23 protein-coding genes are annotated in these 22,383 nt (G+C 58.2%); 10 read left to right on the top strand and 13 right to left on the bottom strand.

The features are described from left to right. Window positions 1-126: 126 nt before the first annotated feature. On the top strand, window positions 127-1,101 hold the full coding sequence (locus RB602_RS09945; RefSeq protein ID WP_317080408.1) for a DMT family transporter: 975 nt from the start codon (window positions 127-129) through the stop codon (window positions 1,099-1,101). Window positions 1,102-1,262: 161 nt separating this feature from the next. Here the strand turns inward: RB602_RS09945 and RB602_RS09940 are convergent, their stop codons facing one another. The 6 genes from RB602_RS09940 to RB602_RS09915 all read right to left on the bottom strand — a co-directional run bounded on the left by RB602_RS09940 (window position 1,263) and on the right by RB602_RS09915 (window position 6,309). Further along, window positions 1,263-1,520, bottom strand: a complete 258-nt coding sequence (locus RB602_RS09940; RefSeq protein ID WP_317080407.1) for an ATP synthase F1 subunit epsilon — start codon at window positions 1,518-1,520, stop codon at window positions 1,263-1,265. A gap of 5 nt (window positions 1,521-1,525) precedes the next feature. Continuing rightward, window positions 1,526-1,702, bottom strand: a complete 177-nt coding sequence (locus tag RB602_RS09935) for a glutathione S-transferase (RefSeq protein ID WP_317080406.1) — start codon at window positions 1,700-1,702, stop codon at window positions 1,526-1,528. Between the two features lie 55 nt (window positions 1,703-1,757). Beyond that, on the bottom strand, window positions 1,758-3,203 hold the full coding sequence (atpD, locus tag RB602_RS09930; protein ID WP_317080405.1) for a F0F1 ATP synthase subunit beta: 1,446 nt from the start codon (window positions 3,201-3,203) through the stop codon (window positions 1,758-1,760). 21 nt (window positions 3,204-3,224) lie between these two features. Further along, window positions 3,225-4,094 carry a F0F1 ATP synthase subunit gamma gene (locus RB602_RS09925; RefSeq protein WP_317080404.1) on the bottom strand — a complete coding sequence of 290 codons (870 nt, stop codon included), beginning with the start codon at window positions 4,092-4,094 and terminating at the stop codon, window positions 3,225-3,227. Window positions 4,095-4,203: 109 nt separating this feature from the next. Beyond that, window positions 4,204-5,733, bottom strand: coding sequence for a F0F1 ATP synthase subunit alpha (gene atpA / locus RB602_RS09920; protein ID WP_317080403.1), 1,530 nt, complete (start codon window positions 5,731-5,733; stop codon window positions 4,204-4,206). 6 nt (window positions 5,734-5,739) lie between these two features. Beyond that, entirely contained in the window at window positions 5,740-6,309 is a 570-nt protein-coding gene (locus tag RB602_RS09915; protein ID WP_317084488.1) for a F0F1 ATP synthase subunit delta, read from the bottom strand. Between the two features lie 244 nt (window positions 6,310-6,553). Here RB602_RS09915 and ada point away from each other — a divergent pair, with 244 nt between their 5' ends. Further along, window positions 6,554-7,603, top strand: a complete 1,050-nt coding sequence (ada, locus tag RB602_RS09910) for a bifunctional DNA-binding transcriptional regulator/O6-methylguanine-DNA methyltransferase Ada (RefSeq protein WP_317080402.1) — start codon at window positions 6,554-6,556, stop codon at window positions 7,601-7,603. 31 nt (window positions 7,604-7,634) lie between these two features. Here ada and RB602_RS09905 read toward each other — a convergent pair whose 3' ends face one another. Then, window positions 7,635-9,185 carry a trypsin-like peptidase domain-containing protein gene (locus RB602_RS09905; RefSeq protein WP_317080401.1) on the bottom strand — a complete coding sequence of 517 codons (1,551 nt, stop codon included), beginning with the start codon at window positions 9,183-9,185 and terminating at the stop codon, window positions 7,635-7,637. 36 nt (window positions 9,186-9,221) lie between these two features. Next, window positions 9,222-11,438, bottom strand: a complete 2,217-nt coding sequence (locus RB602_RS09900; RefSeq protein WP_317080400.1) for a primosomal protein N' — start codon at window positions 11,436-11,438, stop codon at window positions 9,222-9,224. A gap of 88 nt (window positions 11,439-11,526) precedes the next feature. Here RB602_RS09900 and fsa point away from each other — a divergent pair, with 88 nt between their 5' ends. Further along, complete coding sequence (gene fsa, locus RB602_RS09895) at window positions 11,527-12,180, top strand: fructose-6-phosphate aldolase (RefSeq protein ID WP_317080399.1); 654 nt, start codon at window positions 11,527-11,529, stop codon at window positions 12,178-12,180. 231 nt (window positions 12,181-12,411) lie between these two features. On the opposite strand, the gene RB602_RS09890 is transcribed toward fsa, so the two are convergent. Continuing rightward, on the bottom strand, window positions 12,412-13,581 hold the full coding sequence (locus RB602_RS09890; protein ID WP_317080398.1) for a penicillin-binding protein activator: 1,170 nt from the start codon (window positions 13,579-13,581) through the stop codon (window positions 12,412-12,414). Window positions 13,582-13,635: 54 nt separating this feature from the next. Between RB602_RS09890 and rsmI the strand changes: the two genes are divergently transcribed. The 4 genes from rsmI to RB602_RS09870 are packed head-to-tail and all read left to right on the top strand — an operon-like array spanning window position 13,636 to window position 16,026. Next, window positions 13,636-14,478, top strand: a complete 843-nt coding sequence (rsmI, locus tag RB602_RS09885) for a 16S rRNA (cytidine(1402)-2'-O)-methyltransferase (RefSeq protein ID WP_317080397.1) — start codon at window positions 13,636-13,638, stop codon at window positions 14,476-14,478. After that, window positions 14,471-14,839: a YraN family protein gene (locus RB602_RS09880; protein ID WP_317080396.1), complete on the top strand. Its 369-nt coding sequence runs from the start codon at window positions 14,471-14,473 to the stop codon at window positions 14,837-14,839. Before rsmI ends, RB602_RS09880 begins: the two co-directional genes overlap by 8 nt. Before the next feature lie 21 nt (window positions 14,840-14,860). Beyond that, window positions 14,861-15,823 (top strand): glutathione synthase, encoded by a 963-nt coding sequence (gene gshB, locus RB602_RS09875; protein WP_317080395.1) that lies wholly within the window; start codon window positions 14,861-14,863, stop codon window positions 15,821-15,823. Beyond that, window positions 15,820-16,026, top strand: a complete 207-nt coding sequence (locus tag RB602_RS09870) for a hypothetical protein (RefSeq protein WP_317080393.1) — start codon at window positions 15,820-15,822, stop codon at window positions 16,024-16,026. The genes gshB and RB602_RS09870 overlap by 4 nt, the downstream gene beginning before the upstream one ends. A 165-nt stretch (window positions 16,027-16,191) precedes the next feature. On the opposite strand, the gene RB602_RS09865 is transcribed toward RB602_RS09870, so the two are convergent. Together RB602_RS09865 and hemW are read right to left on the bottom strand one after the other, a co-directional pair. Then, window positions 16,192-17,082, bottom strand: a complete 891-nt coding sequence (locus RB602_RS09865) for a tyrosine recombinase XerC (RefSeq protein WP_317080392.1) — start codon at window positions 17,080-17,082, stop codon at window positions 16,192-16,194. 9 nt (window positions 17,083-17,091) lie between these two features. Beyond that, window positions 17,092-18,288 carry a radical SAM family heme chaperone HemW gene (hemW, locus tag RB602_RS09860; protein WP_317080391.1) on the bottom strand — a complete coding sequence of 399 codons (1,197 nt, stop codon included), beginning with the start codon at window positions 18,286-18,288 and terminating at the stop codon, window positions 17,092-17,094. On the opposite strand from hemW, the gene RB602_RS09855 reads away from it, so the two are divergent. Further along, a complete protein-coding gene (locus RB602_RS09855) occupies window positions 18,289-18,870 on the top strand; it encodes a CAP domain-containing protein (protein WP_317080390.1) in 582 nt (193 codons plus the stop codon). 155 nt (window positions 18,871-19,025) lie between these two features. Here RB602_RS09855 and rdgB read toward each other — a convergent pair whose 3' ends face one another. Together rdgB and rph are read right to left on the bottom strand one after the other, a co-directional pair. Further along, window positions 19,026-19,664, bottom strand: coding sequence for an RdgB/HAM1 family non-canonical purine NTP pyrophosphatase (rdgB, locus tag RB602_RS09850; protein ID WP_317080389.1), 639 nt, complete (start codon window positions 19,662-19,664; stop codon window positions 19,026-19,028). Between the two features lie 174 nt (window positions 19,665-19,838). Next, window positions 19,839-20,552 carry a ribonuclease PH gene (gene rph, locus RB602_RS09845; RefSeq protein WP_317080388.1) on the bottom strand — a complete coding sequence of 238 codons (714 nt, stop codon included), beginning with the start codon at window positions 20,550-20,552 and terminating at the stop codon, window positions 19,839-19,841. Between the two features lie 98 nt (window positions 20,553-20,650). On the opposite strand from rph, the gene hrcA reads away from it, so the two are divergent. Both hrcA and grpE read left to right on the top strand, forming a co-directional pair. Then, entirely contained in the window at window positions 20,651-21,694 is a 1,044-nt protein-coding gene (hrcA, locus tag RB602_RS09840; RefSeq protein ID WP_317080387.1) for a heat-inducible transcriptional repressor HrcA, read from the top strand. A 34-nt stretch (window positions 21,695-21,728) separates the two neighbouring features. Beyond that, complete coding sequence (gene grpE, locus RB602_RS09835; protein WP_317080386.1) at window positions 21,729-22,322, top strand: nucleotide exchange factor GrpE; 594 nt, start codon at window positions 21,729-21,731, stop codon at window positions 22,320-22,322. The last annotated feature ends 61 nt before the right edge of the window (window positions 22,323-22,383 follow it).

Below are 22,383 nucleotides of genomic sequence, written 5' to 3'. Positions count from 1 at the left end.
ATAAGGAGGAAACTTTTATATTTCCCTAACGCTCAGACGAGGCTGATTGATCGGACTGTCAGCTTCGGATTATTTCCTTTTTGCAACGGCTTGGCGGCATCGCCTTTTTCTGTCATGGGCCAGACCATGAACCGCCCATCCTCCAACATGCCGCCTATGGTAGAAAGCCGAGCAGCATTGGCGCGCGATCCGCGTGTTGATGGCAATGATAGTCATGACCATAGCAGCATAAGCAGTGCGATGTTGCTGACTCTGGCAGGTTTTGCCAGCCTTTCGCTTGGGGACGCTGTTATCAAATCAGCCGCAGGGCTATGGCCCAGCACCGGCGTTGCGGCATTGCGATTCACTTTAGGGGCGGTGCTGCTCGGCCTGTTGCTACTTGTCCGTTCAGGGCCATCAGCGTTTTTCCTGCCGATGCCGAAATATCAGATTGCGCGTGGCGCTATGCTCGCGACGGCGACTTTGGCTTTCTTTACCAGTATTTTCCTGATGCCGCTGGCCGATGCGACGGCAATATTGTTTATTAGCCCGGCGCTGACGGCGTTACTTTCGGCTTGGCTGCTGAAAGAGCGGGTTGCACCACATATCTGGGTCGCGAGTGTTATTGCCTTTATCGGCGTAGTGCTGATTCTGCGGCCGAATATTGCCAATTTTGGCCCAACCGCTGCTTTGCCATTGATTGCAGCACTGGCGATGTCAGGAGTGATGATGCTCAACCGTAAGGTCGCCGGTAGTGGCGGTGTGTTGCTGATGCAGTTTCTGCTTGCGTGTTTCACTGCGCCGTTTCTGATATTGGCCACCATTGCGGCGCATTATGCCAGTATAGAAGGCTTCACCATAACCGCGCCACCGCCGCAATGGGTCTGGATTGTCTGTGTGGTAGTCGCCTGCACCTCGTCAGTCAGCCATATGCTGATTTATCTCGGCACCACCCGTGCCAGCGCAGCCGTTGTCGCGCCTATGGTCTATGTCCAGCTATTGGTGGCGCTGCTGGTGGGGGTTTTCTTTTATCAGGATTATCCTGACCTGCAGGCGATGGGCGGTGCTGTGCTGATTATCGCGAGCGGTCTCTATCTTTGGCAGAGGAGCAGGGCGGCTTAAGCCCTGTTTTCCTTCTCATCGTCGCTTCAGCGAAGATGGAGACAGGGCTTTTTAGTGCGCACAAAGCCACGAAGGCACAAAGCGCTCTTCATCATGACAGTGTCTTCGTGATTTTGTGGCTTTGTGTGAAAACAATCCTCCCAGTTTACGGGGAGGAAAAATCAGCCAGAAACCCGCTCAGCCAAAATCGTCAGGCCCTTGTCGTTGACCTCGGCAAAGCCACCTTCAATCGAGATTGTTTCAGGCTGCGCATTTTCCGACGCGAAGATCGCAACTTCGCCGTTGCGGATGGTCGACATAAACGGGGCATGGCCTTCGAGCACGCCGAAATCGCCCTCACTGCCCGGGACCTGCACCATATGCACATCTTCGGAGCGGACCAGCTTTTCCGGGGTTACGAGTTCAAAATGAAGGGGCATGATCTTCAGTCCTGTATGGCCGCATCAAAATGGGATGTGGCTTTCTCAAATTTGTCCCGACAGCCGGGGTTGCAGAAACCAACAACCTTGCCTTTGTAGAGGACCAGCGAGTCCGCTGATACGGGCTCTCCCGACCATGGGCAGGTTTCGTTGGCGCAATCTTCCAGTTTCAGGTTGGACATGTTTCCAATCTCTAGCTGCTCTCCCCCACAAGGGGTGGAGGAGAGCTATAGCTGATTAGGCTGCTTCAGCGGCCAGCTGTTTGCCTTTTTCAATCGCTTCATCGATGCCGCCGACCATGTAGAAGGCTGCTTCGGGCAGGTGGTCATATTCGCCATCGACAACCGCCTTGAACGATTTGATGGTGTCTTCCAGATCAACAAACTTGCCGGGCAGGCCGGTGAAGACCTCAGCCACATGGAATGGCTGTGACAGGAAGCGCTGGATCTTGCGGGCGCGGGCAACGGTGAGTTTGTCTTCTTCAGACAGCTCATCCATGCCGAGAATGGCGATAATGTCTTGCAGCGATTTGTATTTCTGCAGCGTCGACTGCACCGCACGCGCGGTTTCATAATGCTCTTCACCAACAACACGCGGCTCAAGCACACGCGAAGTGGAGTCGAGCGGGTCAACCGCGGGGTAAATGCCAAGCTCGGAGATCGCGCGGTTAAGCACGGTGGTCGCGTCCAAGTGGGCAAAAGAGGTAGCCGGGGCAGGGTCGGTCAAGTCATCGGCAGGAACGTAAACCGCCTGCACCGAGGTGATCGAGCCTTTATTGGTCGAGGTAATCCGCTCCTGCAGCGCGCCCATATCGGTCGACAAGGTCGGCTGATAGCCCACAGCCGAAGGAATACGGCCGAGAAGCGCGGACACCTCAGCACCTGCCTGGGTAAAGCGGAAGATATTGTCGACGAAGAACAGCACGTCCTGGCCTTCCTGATCACGGAAATATTCCGCGATGGTCAGGCCGGAAAGCGCAACGCGGGCACGTGCGCCCGGAGGTTCGTTCATCTGGCCATAAACCAGCGCCACTTTGGAGCCTTCGGAGATGGCGTTGCCGTCATCATCCTTGGCGATCACATTGGCGTCGAGAAATTCGTGGTACAGGTCATTACCTTCACGGGTACGCTCACCCACGCCAGCGAACACCGACGTACCGCCATGGCCTTTGGCGATGTTGTTGATCAGTTCCTGAATAAGCACGGTCTTACCGACGCCTGCACCGCCGAACAGGCCGATCTTGCCACCCTTGGCATAAGGAGCGAGCAGGTCGATCACCTTAATACCGGTAACGAGAATTTCAGATTCGGTCGACTGATCAACAAATTCCGGTGCCTCGGCATGGATTGGCGCGGTAGCCTTGTTGTTGATCGGGCCGCGCTCATCAATCGGCTCGCCAACAACATTCATGATGCGGCCCAGCGTTTCAGGACCAACCGGCATAGCGATCTGGTCGCCTGTATCCTTGACTTCCTGGCCACGGACCAGACCGTCAGTGCCGTCCATGGCGATGGTGCGCACGGTATTCTCACCAAGGTGCTGCGCCACTTCAAGAACCAGACGCTGACCGTTATTGTCGGTTTCCAGCGCGTTCAGAATTGCCGGCAGTTCGCCGTCAAAGGTCACGTCGACGACAGCGCCGATAATCTGGCTGATGCGGCCTACGGTATTGGTGTTTGCCATGATGTTCGTCCTTACGGGTCTTTACAGGGCTTCCGCGCCCGAGATGATTTCAACAAGTTCGGTGGTGATCGCGGCCTGACGGCTGCGGTTATATTCGATGGTGAGGCGGTTGATGAGGTCGCCGGCATTGCGCGTCGCATTGTCCATAGCGGTCATCGATGCGCCTTGTTCCGAGGCTTCGCGCTCGAGCAAAGCGCCAAAAAGCTGGGTCTTAACGTAGCGTGGCAGCAACTCCTCAAGGATTTCCTCTTCGCCCGGCTCATATTCCACGACCGCGCCGGTGTCCTCAGCGCTGTCCGGGGCAGGGACGGGGATCAGCTGTTGCACGGTAGGGTCCTGCGCCAGTGCTGATTTGAAGATCGGGTAGATCAGATGCGCAACGTCATATTTGCCGTGGTCGAACATGGTGACCAGCTCTTCGGAAATCTGTGTGGCTTCTTCAAAGCCGGGATTACGCACGACCGACGTATCGAAATGGGTGCCAATCTTGTTCTCGTAAACACGCTTGATGGGCGCGCGGCCCTTTTTGCCGACGAGATAGAAGGTAACGTCCTTACCGTCCTGCTCAAGCTCGCGCGCCTTGGCGATGGCGGCACGGACGATATTGGAATTAAGACCACCGCACAGACCTTTGTCGGTGTTAACGACCACCAGCAGGTGACGTTGATCCGCACCAGTGCCCGCGAGCAGCTTTGGTGCGCTGTCGCCCGATACCTTGCCAGCCAGTGACGCCATGACGTCAGCCAGACGCTCGGCATAGGGCCGCGCGGCTTCTGCCGCTGCCTGTGCACGGCGCAGCTTGGCCGCGGCGACCATCTGCTTGGCCTTGGTGATCTTCTGGGTCGATTTGACCGATCCGATCCGGTTTTTCAGTTCTTTAAGACTGGCCATAAGCCTCTAACTTAACCCTAATTTCGTCATGCTGAACCTGTTTCAGCATCTGTTGGTAATGCGCTTGAACGCTGGATATCCTGAAACAAGTTCAGGATGACGAGTGCATTTACGCAAACTGCTTGCCGAATTTGTCGAGAGCCGCAACCAGCTTGTCCTTGGTTTCGCCCTCAAACTTCTGGCTTGAGCGGATTTCGTCGAGAATATCCTTATGCTCGGAGCGGACGAAGTGCAGCATCTCGGTCTCATATTCGGTGACCCGGTCGGTCTCGACCTCATCGAGATAGCCATTGGTCCCGGCGAAGATGGAGACGGTCTGCTCTTCAAAAGGTAGCGGGCTGAACTGCGGCTGTTTGAGCAGCTCGGTCAGGCGAGCGCCGCGATTGAGCAGCTTTTGCGTGGACGCGTCGAGGTCTGAACCGAACTGTGCAAAGGCCGCCATTTCGCGATATTGCGCCAGTTCAAGCTTGATCGAGCCGGACACCTTCTTCATCGCCTTGGTCTGTGCAGCAGAACCCACACGGCTCACCGAGAGACCAACATTAATCGCCGGGCGGATACCCTGATAGAAGAGGTCGGTTTCGAGGAAGATCTGACCATCGGTAATCGAAATAACGTTTGTCGGGATATAGGCCGATACGTCACCGGCCTGGGTTTCGATGATCGGCAGCGCGGTCATCGATCCGGCGCCATTATCTTCGTTCATTTTCGCGGCGCGTTCCAGCAGACGTGAGTGCAGGAAGAAAACGTCACCCGGATAGGCTTCACGGCCCGGAGGACGACGCAGCAGCAATGACATCTGACGATAGGAAACCGCCTGTTTCGACAGATCGTCATAAACGATCAGCGAGTGCATGCCATTGTCACGGAAGTATTCGCCCATGGTGCAGCCGGTATAAGGCGCCAGGAACTGCAGCGGGGCCGGCTCGGAAGCGGTTGCGGCGATAACGATGGAATATTCCATCGCGCCATTTTCTTCGAGCTGCTTGACGATCTGCGCCACGGTCGAGCGCTTCTGACCAACAGCAACATAGATGCAGTAAAGCTTCTTGCTCTCATCATCGCTGTCATTGACATTCTTCTGGTTGATGAAGGTGTCGATGGCGACAGCGGTCTTGCCGGTCTGACGGTCACCGATGATCAGCTCACGCTGGCCACGGCCAACCGGAACCAGAGCGTCAATCGCTTTAAGGCCGGTCTGCACTGGCTCATGCACCGATTTACGCGGGATAATGCCCGGTGCCTTCACTTCAACGCGCTTGCGTTCGGTCGCTTCAATCGGGCCCTTGCCGTCAATCGGGTTACCCAGACCATCGACAACGCGTCCGAGCAGGCCTTTTCCAACCGGAACGTCCACAATCGTGCCGGTCCGCTTCACCGTATCGCCCTCGGCGATATCGGCGTCCGAACCGAAGATCACGATACCGACATTGTCAGCCTCAAGGTTGAGTGCCATGCCCTTGGTACCATTGGCGAATTCGACCATTTCACCGGCCTGCACATTGGCAAGACCATGGGCGCGGGCGATACCGTCGCCCACCGAAAGCACGGTGCCGACTTCGGATACCGTGGCTTCAGTGCCGAAATTGGCAATCTGGTCCTTGATGACTTTTGAGATTTCTGCGGCACGAATGTCCATGAGGGTTTAGCCTTTCATCGCCTGGGACAGCGTATTGAGACGCGTTTTAATACTACCATCGATCATCTGACTGCCCATGCGGACGATCAGCCCGCCGAGAATGTCAGGGTCGACATGTTCGGAAATAATCACCTCACGGCCTGCGCGGCTTTTGAGGTTCTTTGAGATGGCATCGCGCTGTTCTTGCGTCAGCGGATAGGCGCTGGTGACCTCAGCAGTGACTTCGCCACGATGATCGGCAGCAAGGCCGTGAAAAGCGCGAATCATCGCCTTGAGCTCGGCGAGACGGCCATTTTCAGCCAGTACGCCAAGGAAGTTTGCGGTCAGCGTGTCGAGCTTCATCGATTTGGCAACAGTCGCCATGGTCTCTTTGGCGGCGCTGCGGCTGATGACCTGTGATGACAATAGGGCGTCCAGCTCTTCACTATAGTTATCAGAGGACTGATCAACCAACTTGCCAAGCGATGTAAGGTCTTTTTCGACAGCCGGAATCTTCTTTTCCTCACGCGCCAGTGCGAAAAGTGCGCTGGCATAACGTCCTGAAAGACTGGCCTGAATGCCGCTGGAATGCTCCACCGTGATGCTTTCCCTGAAATGAGGCCCGGTTGGGCCAGAAAACCTGCGGATCAGGCCGTGTGAAAATGGCATATCCGCTTAATCTGGCGCGGCTGCTAGCATCCCTGTTTCACCTTTGCAAGACGGGCTTTGCAAAGGCTGTGCAGGAAGCTCTTTTGCTTTGAACGCAAGTTTCGGGACGCGGGGTGATTGAGAAGCGATTATGTTATGCGCTATCAGTCAACAATATGATGAAATAGGCACTATGGTTGAGACGAGAACAATAACGGATGATGAAGCATGGGCGGCGGTTATGCGGCGCGACAGAGCCTATGATGGGCGCTTTTTTACCGGCGTGTTGTCAACGGGTATCTATTGTCGACCATCTTGCCCGGCGCGGCATCCCTTGCGCGAGAATGTCCGTTTCTTTGCGACTATCGAGGAAGCAGAAGCTGCCGGACTGCGCGCTTGCAAACGCTGTCGGCCGAATGAGATTGCGCGCGATGAAGGTGCGGTGCAGGCGATAATTGGTGCCATCCGTCAGAGCGTGACGCAAATGGAAGGCAGTCCCAAGCTGGATGAGCTGGCCCGGATGACCGGCTATTCACCGACGCATCTGCAAAAGCTGTTCAAGCGCGAAACCGGCCTATCTCCGGCGGCTTATGCCCGCGCCTTGCGTGCGGAACGGGCCAGGGATGTGCTCGGCGCGGCGGCTAAGGTGGGCGATGCCATTTATGATGCGGGCTATTCGGGCCCATCCCGATTTTATGCAGAACAGGACAAGAGGCTGGGTATGACGGCAAGCGCATGGAAAGATGGCGGAGCAGGGGTAACGATCCACTGGACTATCGTGGACAGTTTTTTGGGGCCGATGCTGGTTGCCGCCACGGATAAAGGCGTGTGTCGTCTTTCGTTCAATGAGGGTGAGACGGAGCTGAAAGAGCGTTTCCCGAATGCTTTGCTGGACAAAGGCGGCGAGGATTTTGCTTCGCTGGTGCGCGATGTTGTCGCGGCAGTCGAGCGCCCCGCTGAGCGCCAGGCGATCCCGCTTGATGTTCAGGGCACAGCTTTCCAGGAAGCGGTGTGGCAGGAATTGCAGCGCATCCCACCGGGAGAAACCCGAAGCTATGCCGAACTCGCAGCGGCTGTGGGAAAGCCTAAAGCCTATCGCGCTGCCGGTTCTGCCAATGGTGCGAACAATGTCGCTGTGTTGATTCCCTGTCACCGCGTCATTGCCAGTGATGGGTCGCTTGGCGGCTATGCCTATGGGTTGGAGATCAAGCAGAAACTCTTGGAGAAAGAGGCGAAAGGATAGAGGACATATCCTTCGCGTTTGCGTGAAGGCTTTATTCCGCTTGTTTCTCGCACTGAAACACTAATCGCTCGTTCGGGTTGTCAGGGATGATGTCCAGAAGAGCCGTATGCACGTCCTGAAGGCTTGAAATAATGTCCATATCATCCGTGCATTGATTGCCATTGAAGCGAGCGCGGATAGTGCGTGCTTTTTGCATGGCATCACGGCCAAGCAAATAGCGCGACATTGTCAGTTCTCCGCTTTGCGGATCAAAACGATTCACCGAAACGGTCTGCTCCTGGTTGGGCACCAATATGCGCACCCAGCTATCGCCGCTTTGGCTATATTGGGTGCGGCCATTGACGCAGCCGGTTTCGCTCCATGTGAAAGGCGCTTGGCGAATATCGCTGATGGTGATCCGGCTTCGCTCGCTGTCCAGCTTGCAAATGTTGTTGCCTACATAGTTGCTGGCGCTGTTTTGGGCTGATGGCGGTTCTTTTCTTGCCTCCAGCGCGGCTTCGAGCCGTTCGGCAAATTCATCATAGGATGGTCGCAAAAAGAAGAGCGCTGCAGCGCCACCAGCGAGGAAGACGGCCACAAAGCCTAAGCCAATTCCAGTCTTTGCTCCTGATCGACCGTCCATAACCAAGGCGGAAGTGCCAGCGAAGCCGCTTAGAACCAGCAGCACCATGGCCAGCGCCATATAATCCTCGCGTTCGCTGCGGATTTGCTGATCGACCGAGCGTTCCAGCGCGGCTTGTCGCCTTTGCTCGGCGCTGGCGCGGGCCATGGCCTCGTCACCCTGTTTCGCAATTTCTGCCAGTGCGCGCTCAGTCTCAGCCTGACTGATCTGCGCCGGGGAACGGCATGGCGTTGATGTGGTTCGGGGACGGATTCCTGATCCGCGCAGAAAGCTCAAAAGCTCCTGATTGGAGATCGCAAAACCGAATTCTGCATCACTGCCGTCAGAGACCGATATAAAGCTGTTAACACCAACGACGCGACCGCATTCATCAACAATCGGGCCACCGCTATTGCCCCGCGCGACCGGCGCTGTGTGCAGCAACGTGGCAAATTCGCGGTTTGAGCGACCACCAGAGATAGTGCCCTTGGTTTTTACCGGTGTGCCCGGCTCCACCTTGTCGCCATCGGTTAGGCCCAATGCCCGATCCACCGCACCGGGATAGCCGATAGCGACAATATCATCGCCATCCCTCGCCGCCGATGCGAAGATAGAAAGCGGTTCGAGCGAGCCTTCATCCAGTCGCAGCAGAGCCAGGTCTTTATCGGGCGCAAAAGCGATCACGCGCGATTTGTAGATATCGCGGCCTTCGGAAGGCACCACACCGACAATAATTGTGCTGTCATTGATGCTGGGCTGGACCACATGGGCATTGGTGACGATGACATTGGGCGCGACAGCAAAGCCGCTGCCATGACCAAGAAAGAACACCTGATCACCCTGCATAGCGATCAGCGCGACACGCACGACCGAGCGCGAACTGGCCTGAATATCAGCCGAGTTACCATAGGCCGGCTGCGCCATAAGGATGGGCGAGAGTATCAGCGTCAGAAGCGGGAGCAGGCGCGTTATCAAAGTCATAAGCGTGCTATAACAGCGCCCTAGCCAGAGGGAAGCTTAAACAAAGCTATAGGGATCAACATCCAGCGCGACCCGCACGCCTTGTGGCAGTTTGATGGGATCGAGCCAGTCGCGGATAGCCTTCTGCATCGGCACCGTGCGGCGGGCATGAACCAGCAGCCGGAAACGATAGCGCCCGCGCAGCATGGAAAGTGGGGCAGGGGCGGGGCCATAGACGGTGAATCCATCAAAATCGGGCGCGCTATGGCCGATCATCCGCGCAGCTTCATTGGCTTCGGCCTGGTCCTCGGATGAGATAATCAGCGCGCCCAAACGGCCAAAGGGCGGCATCATCGCCATTTCGCGCGAGGCCAGTTCGGCCGCATAAAAGGCATCGCGGTCGCCGGCGATCAGCGCGGCGATCACCGGTGCTTCCGGGTTGCGGGTCTGTACCAATACGCGGCCTGGCTTCTCCGCTCGTCCGGCGCGTCCGGCGACCTGCGATATCTGTTGGAAGCTGCGTTCGGCTGCCCGCAAATCACCGCCTTCCAAACCAATGTCGGCATCAATCACGCCCACCAGTGTGAGGTTGGGGAAGTGATAGCCCTTGGTCACCAGCTGGGTGCCGATGATGATATCGACCATATTGTTGGTGACCTGCTGGACAAATTCCTCGGCCTTGGCGGGCGACCATATAGTATCCGACGTCACCACAATGCTGCGCGCATCGGGCAATCGCGCCGCCACCTCATCGGCGATACGCTCGACGCCGGGGCCGCACGCGACGAGGCTGTCCTCCGCGCCGCATTCGGGGCAGCTATCGAGCATCGGCATCACATGGCCGCAATGATGGCAGGCGAGGCGGTGCGTCAGCCTGTGTTCGACCATCCAGGCGCTGCAATTGGGGCATTCGATACGATGACCACAATTGCGGCACAGGGTCAGCGGTGCATAGCCACGCCGGTTGAGGAACAGCAGCGATTGCTCGCCGCGCTCCAGCGTTTCTTCGAGCGCTTCAACCAGAGGTGGCGCGATCCAATGGTTACGTTCGGGCGGGGTTTCGATGAGGTTGACCGGCGTGATATCGGGCATGATCGCCCCGCCAAAACGCGCGGGCAGTGACAGTCGCTGATATTGACCGATTTCGGCCATATGGTGGCTCTCAATCGCCGGGGTGGCGCTGGCGAGAATGACCGGAAAGCGTTCCATATGTGCGCGCATTACCGCGACATCACGGGCATTGTAGCGCACCCCGTCCTCCTGTTTGAAACTGGTTTCATGCGCTTCATCAACGATGATCAGGCCGAGATTTTGATAGGGCAGAAACAGTGAAGAACGTGCGCCAACAATGACATGCGCACTGCCATTGGCAATCGCCTGCCAGGCACGGCGGCGCTCCGATTGGCGCAGGCCGGAATGCCATGCGACCGGGCGTGTACCAAAGCGTTTTGCGAAGCGTTCGAGGAAAGGCTGGGTGAGGGCGATCTCGGGCAACAGCACCAGACATTGCCTGCCTTGCCGTATGGCTTCGGCCACTGCTTCAAAATAGACCTCGGTTTTGCCCGAGCCCGTGACACCATCGAGCAAGATCGGGGCAAAGCTTTTCTCTTTGATGGCATCAACGAGCTGATTGGCAACGTCCTGCTGTGTATCGGAAAGATCAACCTGATCGGCATCAGGGTCGGGCGGATCAAATGGTGCATCGGTCGGCACGAGATGCGTGTCGGCAAAACCGCCATTCACCAGACCGCGGATCACCCCTTCGGAGACCTCTGCCGCCGCCGCCAGTTCGCGCACTGTGCCTTGCCGTCCTTCCAGCCGTTCATAGGCCTGTTTGCGCGCATCGGTCATGCGGTCGGGCTGCTCGTCTTTCAGGCTATATTCGGTAATCTCGCGCGCCTCTTTCAGCGCTGCCGAACCCGGGATGGCCATGCGCAGCACATTGGGTAGCGAAGCGAGATAATAGTCGCTGGCCCATTCAGCGAGGCGTCGCATTTCATCGGAAAGCGGCGGCAGACCGGCCTTGGCGATAACCGGGCGCAGCTTGCTGTCCTCTACGTCCTCGGTTTCGGCGCGCTCATCTTCCCACACCACACCGGTCAATTGGCGCGGCCCCAGCGGCACTGTGACAATATCCCCCGGGGTCAGCGTCATGCCCTGTGGCACCGCATAGTCGAGTGGGCCGATCACCGCGGTCAAAAGGACCACGCGCACGCGCTGTTTGCGGCCTGTGGTCTGGCCGGGTTTTTGCATTGAGGGAGCGGTGGAAGCCATTGCCGCTTCTATAGCCGCAAGGGGCTAGTCGGGCTATACCTCGGCTACGAATCATCCCCACCTAGCGACTATAGGAAGAGGCCTCCCCATGAAATTTTTTGTCGATACCGCTGATACCGCAGAGATCGCCGATCTAGCCGCCACCGGGCTGCTCGATGGCGTCACCACCAACCCGTCGCTGATCCATAAGTCAGGGCGTGATTTTCTGCCTGTCGTGCAGGAAATCTGTGGTTTGGTCGATGGTCCGGTCTCTGCCGAAGTTGTGGCGCTCGATCATGAGACGATGATGCGCGAAGCCGAAGTGCTGCGCAATCTGGCGGATAATGTCGCGATCAAGGTGCCGCTGACGATCGATGGCCTGAAAACCTGCAAAAAGCTCACCGACGATGGTTGCATGGTCAATGTCACGCTCTGCTTTTCGGCCAATCAGGCGCTTCTCGCCGCCAAGGCTGGCGCGAGCTTTATCTCGCCCTTTGTGGGTCGCCATGATGATAATGGTCTGGATGGTATGCAGCTGATTGAGGATATTCGGCTGATCTATGACAATTATCTCTTCGATACCGAGATACTCGTCGCCTCAATCCGCAACCCTATCCATGTGCTCGAATCGGCCAAGATCGGTGCCGATGTCGCGACTATGCCCCCCAATGTGATCCGTGGTCTGTTCAACCATGTGCTGACCGACAAGGGGATTGAGGGGTTCTTGGCCGATTGGAAAAAGACCGGGCAGTCGATCGTATAGTCTCCCCTCCTCTTCAGAGGAGGGGCAGTGAGACTTAGCCCTGAGCGAAGCGAAGGGGTTAGTCGCAGCGGGGTGGTGCTGCGCTACGAGAGGAATTCGCTTACGCGAGCTCACCTTCGCCTCGCCACCACCAGTGTTCGGGTGAACCATGCCCCCGGCATGGTTCAGAAATGCCTGGGAGGCATTTCGACCCGATCACTCCCCTCCTCTGAAGAGGAGGGGCTTATTTTCTCAATCCTCAAACGACCGTGGCGCTGCGGAGATAATCGCATTGCCGCTGGTGCGGATTTCCTGCACCTCCAGCGCGCGCTCTGCGATACCGGTCGGGCCGAAGCGGAAGGCACCGTCCAATCCTACAAATCCGCCGCTTTCACGCAGGCGATCAACCGGGAACAGGCTGCCCATCGGCCATTCACGCGCTACGCGATAGGTCAGCAACACACTGTCATAGCCCAGACTCGAAAGGCGGAATGGCTGGCTGCCAAAACGCTGGCGATATTTGGTGGCATATTGGCGATAGAGTTCGTCAGAAACACTGGCAAACCATGCACCGCGCATTGACGGTGCACCGCTGAGAGTCGTGTCGGTGTTCCACAATTCAGTGCCCAATATCTTCGCTCTGGTGGCGCCGCTATTGCGCACCTGCGGCACGGCGCGAATGGCGGTCTGGCCATTGTCCGCGATCAGTAGGGCGTCATAATCGCTGACTTCTGCCAAGCCACTGATCGCGCTTTCCAAAGAGCTGCGTGAACGGTTATAGGTCTCCATCCGCACGACACTGCCGCCAGCATTGCGTACAGCTTGCAGCAGAGCCGAAGATGCGCGCTGGCCATAGACGCCATTGGGGATCAGCCCGGCAAAACGATTCATCCCCTGCGCGCGGGCATGGCGCACCACCCGTTCAATTGACTGGTCGGGCACAAAGCCCATGATAAACACCATGTTGCTGGCGACCGAGCTGTCATTGGAATAGCTGATAATCGGCACATTGGCCGGTGTGGCAACATTGGCTGCAGCGCGCACATTGTCGCTGAGCAGAGGGCCAAGAATCAGCTTGTTGCCATCGGCAATCGCCTGCTGTGCGGCGGCGGTTGCACCCTTGGCGGTATCATAGCGGGTGATGCGGATATTCTGCGCCTCAGTATCCAGGAGCGCCTGAGTCGTGGCGTTGGCAATCGATGTTCCAATGCCCGAATTGCTGCCTGAGAGCGGCAGTAATAGAGCCACTTTGTGCCGCTGATTGTCGGTGCCGACAACATCATCAATCGGGCCTTGCGGCGTGGGATCGGTCGTTGTCTCCGGCGGAGGGGTCGGATCTGCGCCTTTGGGGAGCAGGGTCTCACACCCGGTCAGTACCATCAGCATGGCAGCGGCCATGGCTACCTGAAATTTCTTAGGCAAAAACCCCGTCTTCACTTGTCGCTTCCTTCCCCGATGGTCCATGGTGCCGCGTCTATGACTCGGTCACTTGAACAAGGCCTGTATATCGTCGCCACACCAATCGGCAACCTTGGCGATATAACTTTACGTGCGATTGAGATTTTGCGCGGCGTCGACGCTGTCGCCTGCGAGGACAGCCGGGTGACCGGCAAGCTGCTCAACCATATCGAGGCCGATGTGCCGATGTTGCGCTATAATGACCATAGCGGCGCCAAGGATCGTGCGGCGCTGATCGAGCGGGCGCAGCACGGCGCGGTGGCATTGGTCAGCGATGCCGGTACGCCGATGATCTCTGATCCCGGCTATAAGCTGGTGCGCGAGGCGCGCGAGGCGGGGGTGGCTATCCATACGCTGCCCGGTGCCAGTGCAGCGATTGCGGCGCTGACATTGGCAGGCTTGCCAACAGACCGGTTTCTTTTTGCCGGTTTTCTCCCCGCCAAAACACAGGCGCGATTGCGGGCTTTGGAGGAATTGGGCGCGGTGCCGGCGACGCTGATTCTCTATGAAAGCGGCCCGCGTTTGGTGGCGATGCTGGAGGCGATCCACAGCTTGTGGCCACAGCGCGAGGTTTCGGTAGTACGCGAAATCTCCAAGCGCTTTGAGGAAGCGCGCAATGGCAGCAGCGCGGAATTGGCGGCGCATTATCGCGAGACACCAGCAAAGGGCGAGATTGTGCTAGTGATCGCGCCGCCCATTGCCGAGGCTGTCGAAATGGGGGACGCGGTTGTGGCCGATGCCTTGGCCGAAGCATTACAGGACATGCCGGTCAGCAAAGCCGCCGGTTCTGTCGCCAAGCGCTTCGGGCTGGATCGCAAGGCGCTGTATCAGAAGGCGCTGGATATCAAAGCCGATGGCTAGGCTTTCTCGCGCCGAGGCCGAGAAACAGGGGCGCCGAGCCGAGACACTGGCCGCATGGTATCTGCGGCTGAAAGGCTGGCGCATATTGGCAACCCGGGTGAAAACCCCGCGCGGTGAGATTGACCTGATCGCGAAACGCGGCAAGACCGTCGCCTTTGTCGAGGTCAAGCATCGCCAGATCGCCGCTAATCTCGATCACGCGCTCGATAAACGGCGGCTTCAGCGGGTTGTCGCGGCTACTGAAAGCGTGGCGCATATCTATGCTTCTGATCAGGATAGTATTTCCATAGACGCCATATTGGTTGCGCCGGGGCGCTGGCCACGCCATTTAGCCAATATCTGGCATGACCAGATGGGATAATCTCGCGCAGAAAGGAATCGCATGAGCCTCAAGGTCGCCGTCCAAATGGACCCGATGGAAAGCGTCAATATTGATGGAGATTCCAGCTTCGCCCTGATGCTGGCGGCGCAGAAGCGCGGGCACAGCCTGTTCCATTATGATGTCACCACTTTGACGTGGGAGGCTGGCCCCGGAGGCGACGAACGCCTGATCTGCAAGGCGCATCCGGTGACGGTGCAGCCGGTAAAGGGCGATCATTACAGCTTTGGCGATCCCTTAACGCTCGATCTTGGCCGCGATAGTGATGTCATCCTGATGCGCCAGGACCCGCCATTTGATCTCGGCTATATCACCGCGACGCATCTGCTCGAACGGCTCGAAGGCCAGACCTTGGTGGTCAATGATCCGGTCTCGGTGCGCAATGCGCCGGAAAAGGTCTTTGTGCTCGACTATGCCCGCTACATGCCGCCGACGATGATCACGCGCTCACTCGATGATGTTCGCGATTTCCAGATGCGTCACGGCGCGCTGGTGATCAAACCGCTGCACGGCAATGGCGGCAAGGCGATCTTCAAGATTGATGCCGATGGCGGCAATCTCTCGGCGCTGATGGAGATGTTCAACCAGACCTGGCCCGAACCGCATATGGTCCAGCCCTTTCTCCCCGAAGTCGCCAAGGGTGACAAACGCATCGTGCTGGTCGATGGCGAGGTCGTCGGCGCAATCAACCGCAAGCCGGGCGAAGGTGAATTCCGCTCCAATCTCGCCCAGGGCGGCTATGCCGAGGCGACCGAACTGACGCCACGCGAACAGGAAATCTGCGATGCCATGGGCCCGGAGCTGAAGAAACGCGGGCTGATCTTTGTCGGCATCGACGTCATTGGCGGCGAATGGCTGACCGAGATCAACGTCACCTCACCGACAGGTATTGTTGCGATTGATGCGTTTAACAATAGTGATGTGTCGGGCAAGATTTGGGATGCGATTGAGGGGCGGTTGGGGTGACGATCACGCGGAGCCGCGAAGGCGCGGAGATAGCAGAGGGTAAGCCGTTGACCGACAATGATGCCTACGAAGCAAGCAACTCCACAGCATTGCAAGAGCTAAGAGAGGCTATTGAGATTGCATGGCAACAGGCCGAGCGTGGAGAGTTTGCCGACTATTCACTAGAAGGCTCTCTGGCGAAACTGCCGATAAAGACCGCATAATTAGCCCCTCCTCTTCAGAGGAGGGGTTGGGGTGGTGGCGAACCGGAGGTGAGCTCGCGCTAGCGAATTGATCGCATGCTGCAGCACCACCCCGCTGCGACTAAATTCGCTGGCGCTCATTAAGTCTCACTGCCCCTCCTCTGAAGAGGAGGGGAGATATAGGCGTCACGCCCGAGGATGCGCCTTATCGTAGATATCCATCAGCTGCGCCGCATCGACCTGGGTGTAAATCTGGGTTGAGCTGAGGCTCGCATGGCCGAGCAATTCCTGCAGGCTGCGCAAATCAGCACCGCCACCGAGTAAATGCGTCGCAAAGCTGTGGCGCAGGGCGTGTGGGGTTGCGCTGTCGGGCAGGTTGAGTGCGGCGCGGGCGCGTTGTACGGCGCGGCGGACCATGGCAGGGTCTAGTCTGCCGCCGCGAACGCCGCGGAACAGGGGTTCTTCTGGGCCTTTTCCCCATGGCGACAGTGCGGCAGAATCATTCACTGCCTTGGCCACTTGCGGCAGGATCGGGACAATGCGTTCCTTATTGCCCTTGCCGATGATCCGCAGCGTCTCGCCCAAGGGCAGTACCCCGGCATTAAGCCTCAGCGCCTCGCCGATGCGCAGGCCTGCGCCATAGAGCAGCAGCAGCACCGCCCAATCGCGTGCGGCGATCCAGGCTTCACTTGCTTCTTCGGATACCGTCTCCGCCAGCGCAATCGCGGCATCGGCCTCAATCGCGCGGGGCAGGGTGCGTTTGAGGCGCGGGCCGCGCGGCATCGGGGCAATCTCGCTGCGACCGGCCTGTTCGGCGCCATAGCGGATGAGCTGGCGGATCACCGAAAGCTCGCGTGCAATGCTGCGATTAGACAGGCCATCGGCGCGGCGCGCCGCCAGATGGGTGCGGATATCGCGTGATCCCAAATCGGCAATCGCGGCCCAGCTGGTGCATTGCGGCAAAGCCTCGAGCAAGCGCGCCGCCGTGGTTTCATAAGCGCGCACGGTATTGGGCGAATAGCGCTTCGCCTGTTCCAGATGCTGATGCCATGCGGCAAGGATCGCCTGTCGGTCCATAGAGTGAGATTAGCAGGCCGGGGCGGCTTCCTCAAATACCGCCAGTTCCGCGATAATCGCATCGAGCAATATATGGGCGGTGCGAGCAACGCGGATTTGGTCGCCATTGCTTTCGCATAGGCCCATTTGTGTCAGCATATCCAGCTTCTGCCGGTTGATAATCGCCTCTTGTGGCAACCCGAACCGCTGCGCCAGCGCTGAAAGATCAATGCCTTCAGTCAGGCGCAGCCCCATCATCAGCGCCTCGCTTGCGGCTTCCTGTGCTTCGAGATGGCGACTCAGTTTGATGCCATGACCATTGCGCTCGACGGCGGAGAGATAGTTTTCCGGCTTTTTGTGCCTTTCGGTCGCTTCATGCAGTCGTCTTCCATGCGCGCCGGGGCCTATGCCGACATAGTCGCCATAGCGCCAATAGGTCAGATTATGGCGGCTTTCCTGACCGGGCCGGGCATGGTTGCTGATCTCATAGGCGGGCAGGCCTGCGCCACGGGTCATCTCATCGGTCAGCGCATAAAAATCTGCCGCGCGGTCACCATCCATCGGATCAAACATCCCGCGCCGCACATCGCTGGCGAAGCGGGTATTGGGTTCAATGGTAAGCTGATAGAGCGAGAGATGATCGGTGCCCTGATCCAGCGCCTTGTTCAGCATAGTGCGCCATTCTTCGAGCGTCTGATCGGGGAGGGCATAAATCAGATCGAACGAGACGCGGGCAAAATGCTGCTGTGCGGTTTTCAGCGCGGCCAGGCCTTCTGCTGCACCATGCGCGCGACCGAGAAAACGCAATGCATCATCATCGAAACTCTGCAATCCCAGCGATACGCGGTTTACGCCTGCTGCGGCCAGATCGGCAAAACGTGCGGCCTCGACCGAAGAGGGATTGGCCTCCAAGGTGATTTCAACATCCTCGGTAAAGCCCCAATGCTGCCCAGCGGCGCTAAGCAGTTCTGCTACCAGCGCAGGTGGCATAAGCGAAGGCGTCCCACCGCCAAGGAATATCGAATGCACTGGACGGCCTGCCGTCAGCTCCGCCTCATAGGCCATATCGGCCAGCAATGCCTCGGCCCATACGGCATCATCAATCTCGGCGCGGACATGGCTGTTAAAGTCGCAATAGGGGCATTTGGAGACGCAGAACGGCCAGTGGATATAGAGCGCCAGCCCCGTTTGCCGATTATTCATCATTGTTGCGCTAGACCGTGCCATATGAACAAGGCCCTTATCCTGTTGACCGCGCTTTCGCCAGTGCTGTTGGGATGCATCCCGGCGGGTGAAGCGGATGCAGGCGCGCCGCCAAAAATCCGGTCCATCTATGACGGCACGCCAGCACCGCGCGGTGAGGCGCTGTTCCGCAAGGTGATGCTCGACAGCCAGAACAGGGCGCGGCGTGAGGTGGGGCTGGCCGCTTTGCAATGGGATGATGCCCTGGCCAGAGATGCCGCCACCTATGCGCGCGCCATGGCCCGCAGCGGGAGATTTGCGCATGACCCGCAAAGCGGCGTCGCGGTACGACAGGGCGAAAACCTCTGGATGGGGACGCGCGATGCGTTCAGCTATGCCGAGATGTCTGGTGGCTGGATCGATGAAGATCGCTATTTTAAACGGGGTGCATTTCCAGAGTCGAGCACGACCGGCCGATGGAGCGATGTCGGCCATTATACCCAGATCATCTGGGCGACGACGACGCATATGAGGTGCGCTATCGCATCCAACAGAAAAGATGATTATCTGGTGTGCCGCTATAATCCGGCAGGCAATGTTGTCGGACGCAATCCGTTAACCGGATAGTGGTCGCCATTCTATTTTGACCTAATCCGTCATTGCGAGCGCAGCGGGCCGCAGGCGACCGAAGGTCAACCAATCCAGTGCGTCTCGCGCTGCTCTGGATTGCCGCGTCGCTTCGCTCCTCGCAATGACGATACAGCAAAGGCGATTGAAAAATCCTACAGGCAAGCCGCCTTTAGCTTGGCAAAAGCATCGGCGCGGTGGTCGTGTTCCATTTTGTGCTCAGGCCCCAGCTCGGCATAGGTTTGCGTCTCGCCATTGGGCACGAAAACCGGGTCATAGCCAAAGCCCAAAGTGCCACGTGGTGGCCATGTCAGCGAGCCGTAGGCACGACCTTCGAAAATTTCATAATGCCCATCGGGCCACACCAGCGCGAGGGTCGAGACGAAATAGGCGCTCCGGTCGGTATCGGGGCCTTGCTCGGCGAGCTTGCCCTCGACCTTGCCCATGGCGAGATACCAGTCGCGACCCTTGCCGCCCAGCGCCTCAGCTTCAAACCATTGCTTTTCTGACCAGTCGGCAGTGTACACCCCCGGTGCGCCATCCAGAGCAGCGACACAGAGCCCGCTATCGTCCGCCAGTGCGACGCAGCCGGTTGCCTCACAAGCGGCGCGCGCTTTGAGCAGCGCGTTCTCGGCAAAGGTCGTCCCTGTCTCTTCCGGCTCTGGCAGGCCGAGATCGCCTGCCGCCTCGGTCTGCATGCCATAAGGTCCAAGCAGCCCATCAATCTCGGCCAGCTTGCCCTTATTATGGGTGGCGATGATCAGGCGGCCCGGTTCGAGTTTGCGGTTGGTCATATGGCCCTCATTTCCTCTCTCCCTTGAAGGGAGAGATAACGAGACTTGGCAGCTTGTCTGCCTAGTCGCAGTAGAGAGGGTGTCCTTTCTTGGCGCGGCGCCAAGTTTCCGAAGAACCCCTCTCCCTTCGCCGCTGCTCGGCTCTTCCCTCTCCCTCAGGGGGAGAGGGGTGTTTTAGCTTACCGCCTTTTCCTGCGCTGCAAAGATGCCGTCACAGCCCATGCGCGCCAGCCGCAGCAGCCGCAGCAGCGCTTCCTCATCATAGGTCGCGCCCTCGGCAGTAGCCTGCACCTCGGCGATATTGCCATCGCCGATCAACACGAAATTGGCATCGGCATCAGCATTGCTGTCCTCATCATAATCGAGATCAAGCACTGGCGTGCCCTGATAGACACCGCAGCTGATCGCTGCGACCTTCTGGGTGATGGGATCCTCGCTGATCAGCTTCTGCTCCAGCAATGTGTTGACCGCCAGCCGCAAAGCGACCCAAGCGCCGCTAATGCTGGCGGTGCGGGTGCCGCCATCGGCCTGGATGACATCGCAATCCAGCGTAATTTGCCGCTCGCCCAGCTTTGTCAGGTCCACCACGGCGCGCAACGAGCGTCCGATCAGCCGCTGAATCTCCTGCGTCCGGCCCGATTGCTTGCCACGCGCGGCCTCACGGCTGCCACGGGTATGGGTGGCGCGGGGTAGCATTGAGTATTCCCCCGTAACCCAGCCTTCACCCTTGCCGCGCAGCCATGGCGGCAGACGTTCCTCTATACTGGCGGTGCACAGCACCCGGGTATCGCCGAAGCTGATCAGGCAGGAGCCTTCGGCATGTTTGGTGAAACCGGTTTCGATGGTGATGGCGCGCATTTCGTCCGGCGCGCGGCCTGATGGACGCATAAATGATTCTCCTATGGCTTGTTCCCTGGCGCAATAGCTGTGGCGGTCAGTTTTGCAACAGCCTTGAGGCATGGCGCGCAACGTCCTAAATATGCGTCATGGCCACCACACCCATCTCCGATATGGACGACCGCACCCGCGATGTGTTTCGCATCGTTGTCGAGAGCTATATCGATAGCGGCGCGCCTGTGGGTTCGCGTACTATTTCCAAAACATCGGACCTTAACCTTTCGCCCGCTTCCATCCGCAATGTCATGCAGGATCTGGAGGAAATCGGCCTGCTCGCCGCGCCGCATACCAGCGCGGGGCGGATGCCGACCGAGCAGGGGCTGCGGTTGTTTGTCGATGGCATGATGCAGGTGGCGGAGCTGTCGCAAGAGGAGCGTGCCGCGATTGAGACGCAGCTCAATGGCAACGGACCTATTGAGGATGCGCTAGCGGCGGCGACCACCGCACTTTCTGGGCTTTCCGCTTGTGCCGGGGTTGTCATGGTGCCCAATCGCGAGCCCAAGCTCAAACAATGCAGCTTTGTTCGGCTGTCGGACCGGCAGATATTGGCCGTCCTGGTCGGCGAGGATGGCAGCGTTGAGAATCGTCTGATTGAAACCGATGCACCTTTGCCGATATCGGCGCTGGAAGAGGCGGGGAATTTTATCACAGGCCGTTTTGCCGGGCGCAATCTCAGCGAAGCGTTTAGCGCCATGGGAGAGGAAATCGCCCGCGAGCGTGCCGCGATTGACAGTGCCAGTGCCGATCTGGTTGCGCGTGGCATCGCCACATGGTCCAAGGACAGCGCTGCGCGGCCTGTGCTGATTGTACGCGGCCAAGCCAATCTGCTCGACAATGAGGCGGTGGCTGATCTGGAGCGGGTGAGGCAACTTCTCGGCGAACTGGAAGAGATGCAGGAGATTGCCTCGCTGCTCGACAGCGCGCGTGAGGCCCGATCGACAAGGATTTTTATTGGTGCGGAGAATAATTTGTTCTCGCTTTCCGGTTCATCTGTGATAGCGGCCCCTTATCGCGATGGGCAGGGCCGGGTTGTTGGCGTCATCGGCGTGATTGGACCTACCCGCTTGAACTATGGCCGTGTGGTTCCCATGGTGGACTTCACGGCACGCAGCCTGACCCGGCTATTGGGATAGGGCCGTCGGAATAGAAGAGAATTGCAAGACCGATATGAGTGACATGAATACAGAAAATAACCCCAATGACGCCCCCGCCGAAGCAGAGATGGCAGGCATTCCCGAAGAACTGCGCGCAGGTAGCGCTGAGGTTGCAGGGCAAGCTGGCGATGATGCCGCTGCGCGCATCTCTGATCTGGAAGCTGAACTGGCTGAGGCGAAGCAGCAAACCCTCTATGCTCAGGCCGAGACGCAGAATGTCCGCCGGCGCATGGAAAAGGAAATCCAGGACGCGCGTTCTTATGCCGCTACCGGATTTGCCCGCGATATCCTCTCGGTCTCGGATAATCTGTCGCGCGCGCTGGAAGCGATCCCCGATGATCTGCGCGAGGATGAGAAATGGAAAGGCCTTATCGCCGGTATCGAAGCCACCGGCCGCGAACTGGAAAAAGTATTCGGCCAGCACGGCATCAGCCGCATCCCCGCCATGGGTCTGGAGCTTGATCCCAATCAGCATCAGGCGATGATTGAAATACCCACCGACGAGCATGAACCCGGCACCATCGTGCAGGAAATGCAGACCGGCTATATGATCAAGGACCGCCTGCTGCGCGCGGCCTATGTGGGTGTGGCGAAGAAGCCGGATTGATTTTTACTTCTCAGTCATCCCCGCGAAGGCGGGGATAAGGCTATGTCTGAAAAAGGTATTT

This window comes from Parasphingorhabdus sp. SCSIO 66989, from assembly GCF_032852305.1.
GTDB lineage: Bacteria > Pseudomonadota > Alphaproteobacteria > Sphingomonadales > Sphingomonadaceae > Alterisphingorhabdus > Alterisphingorhabdus coralli.
The sequence above is the reverse complement of the archived record's forward strand: the minus strand, read 5'-3'. Positions and strand labels throughout refer to the sequence as shown.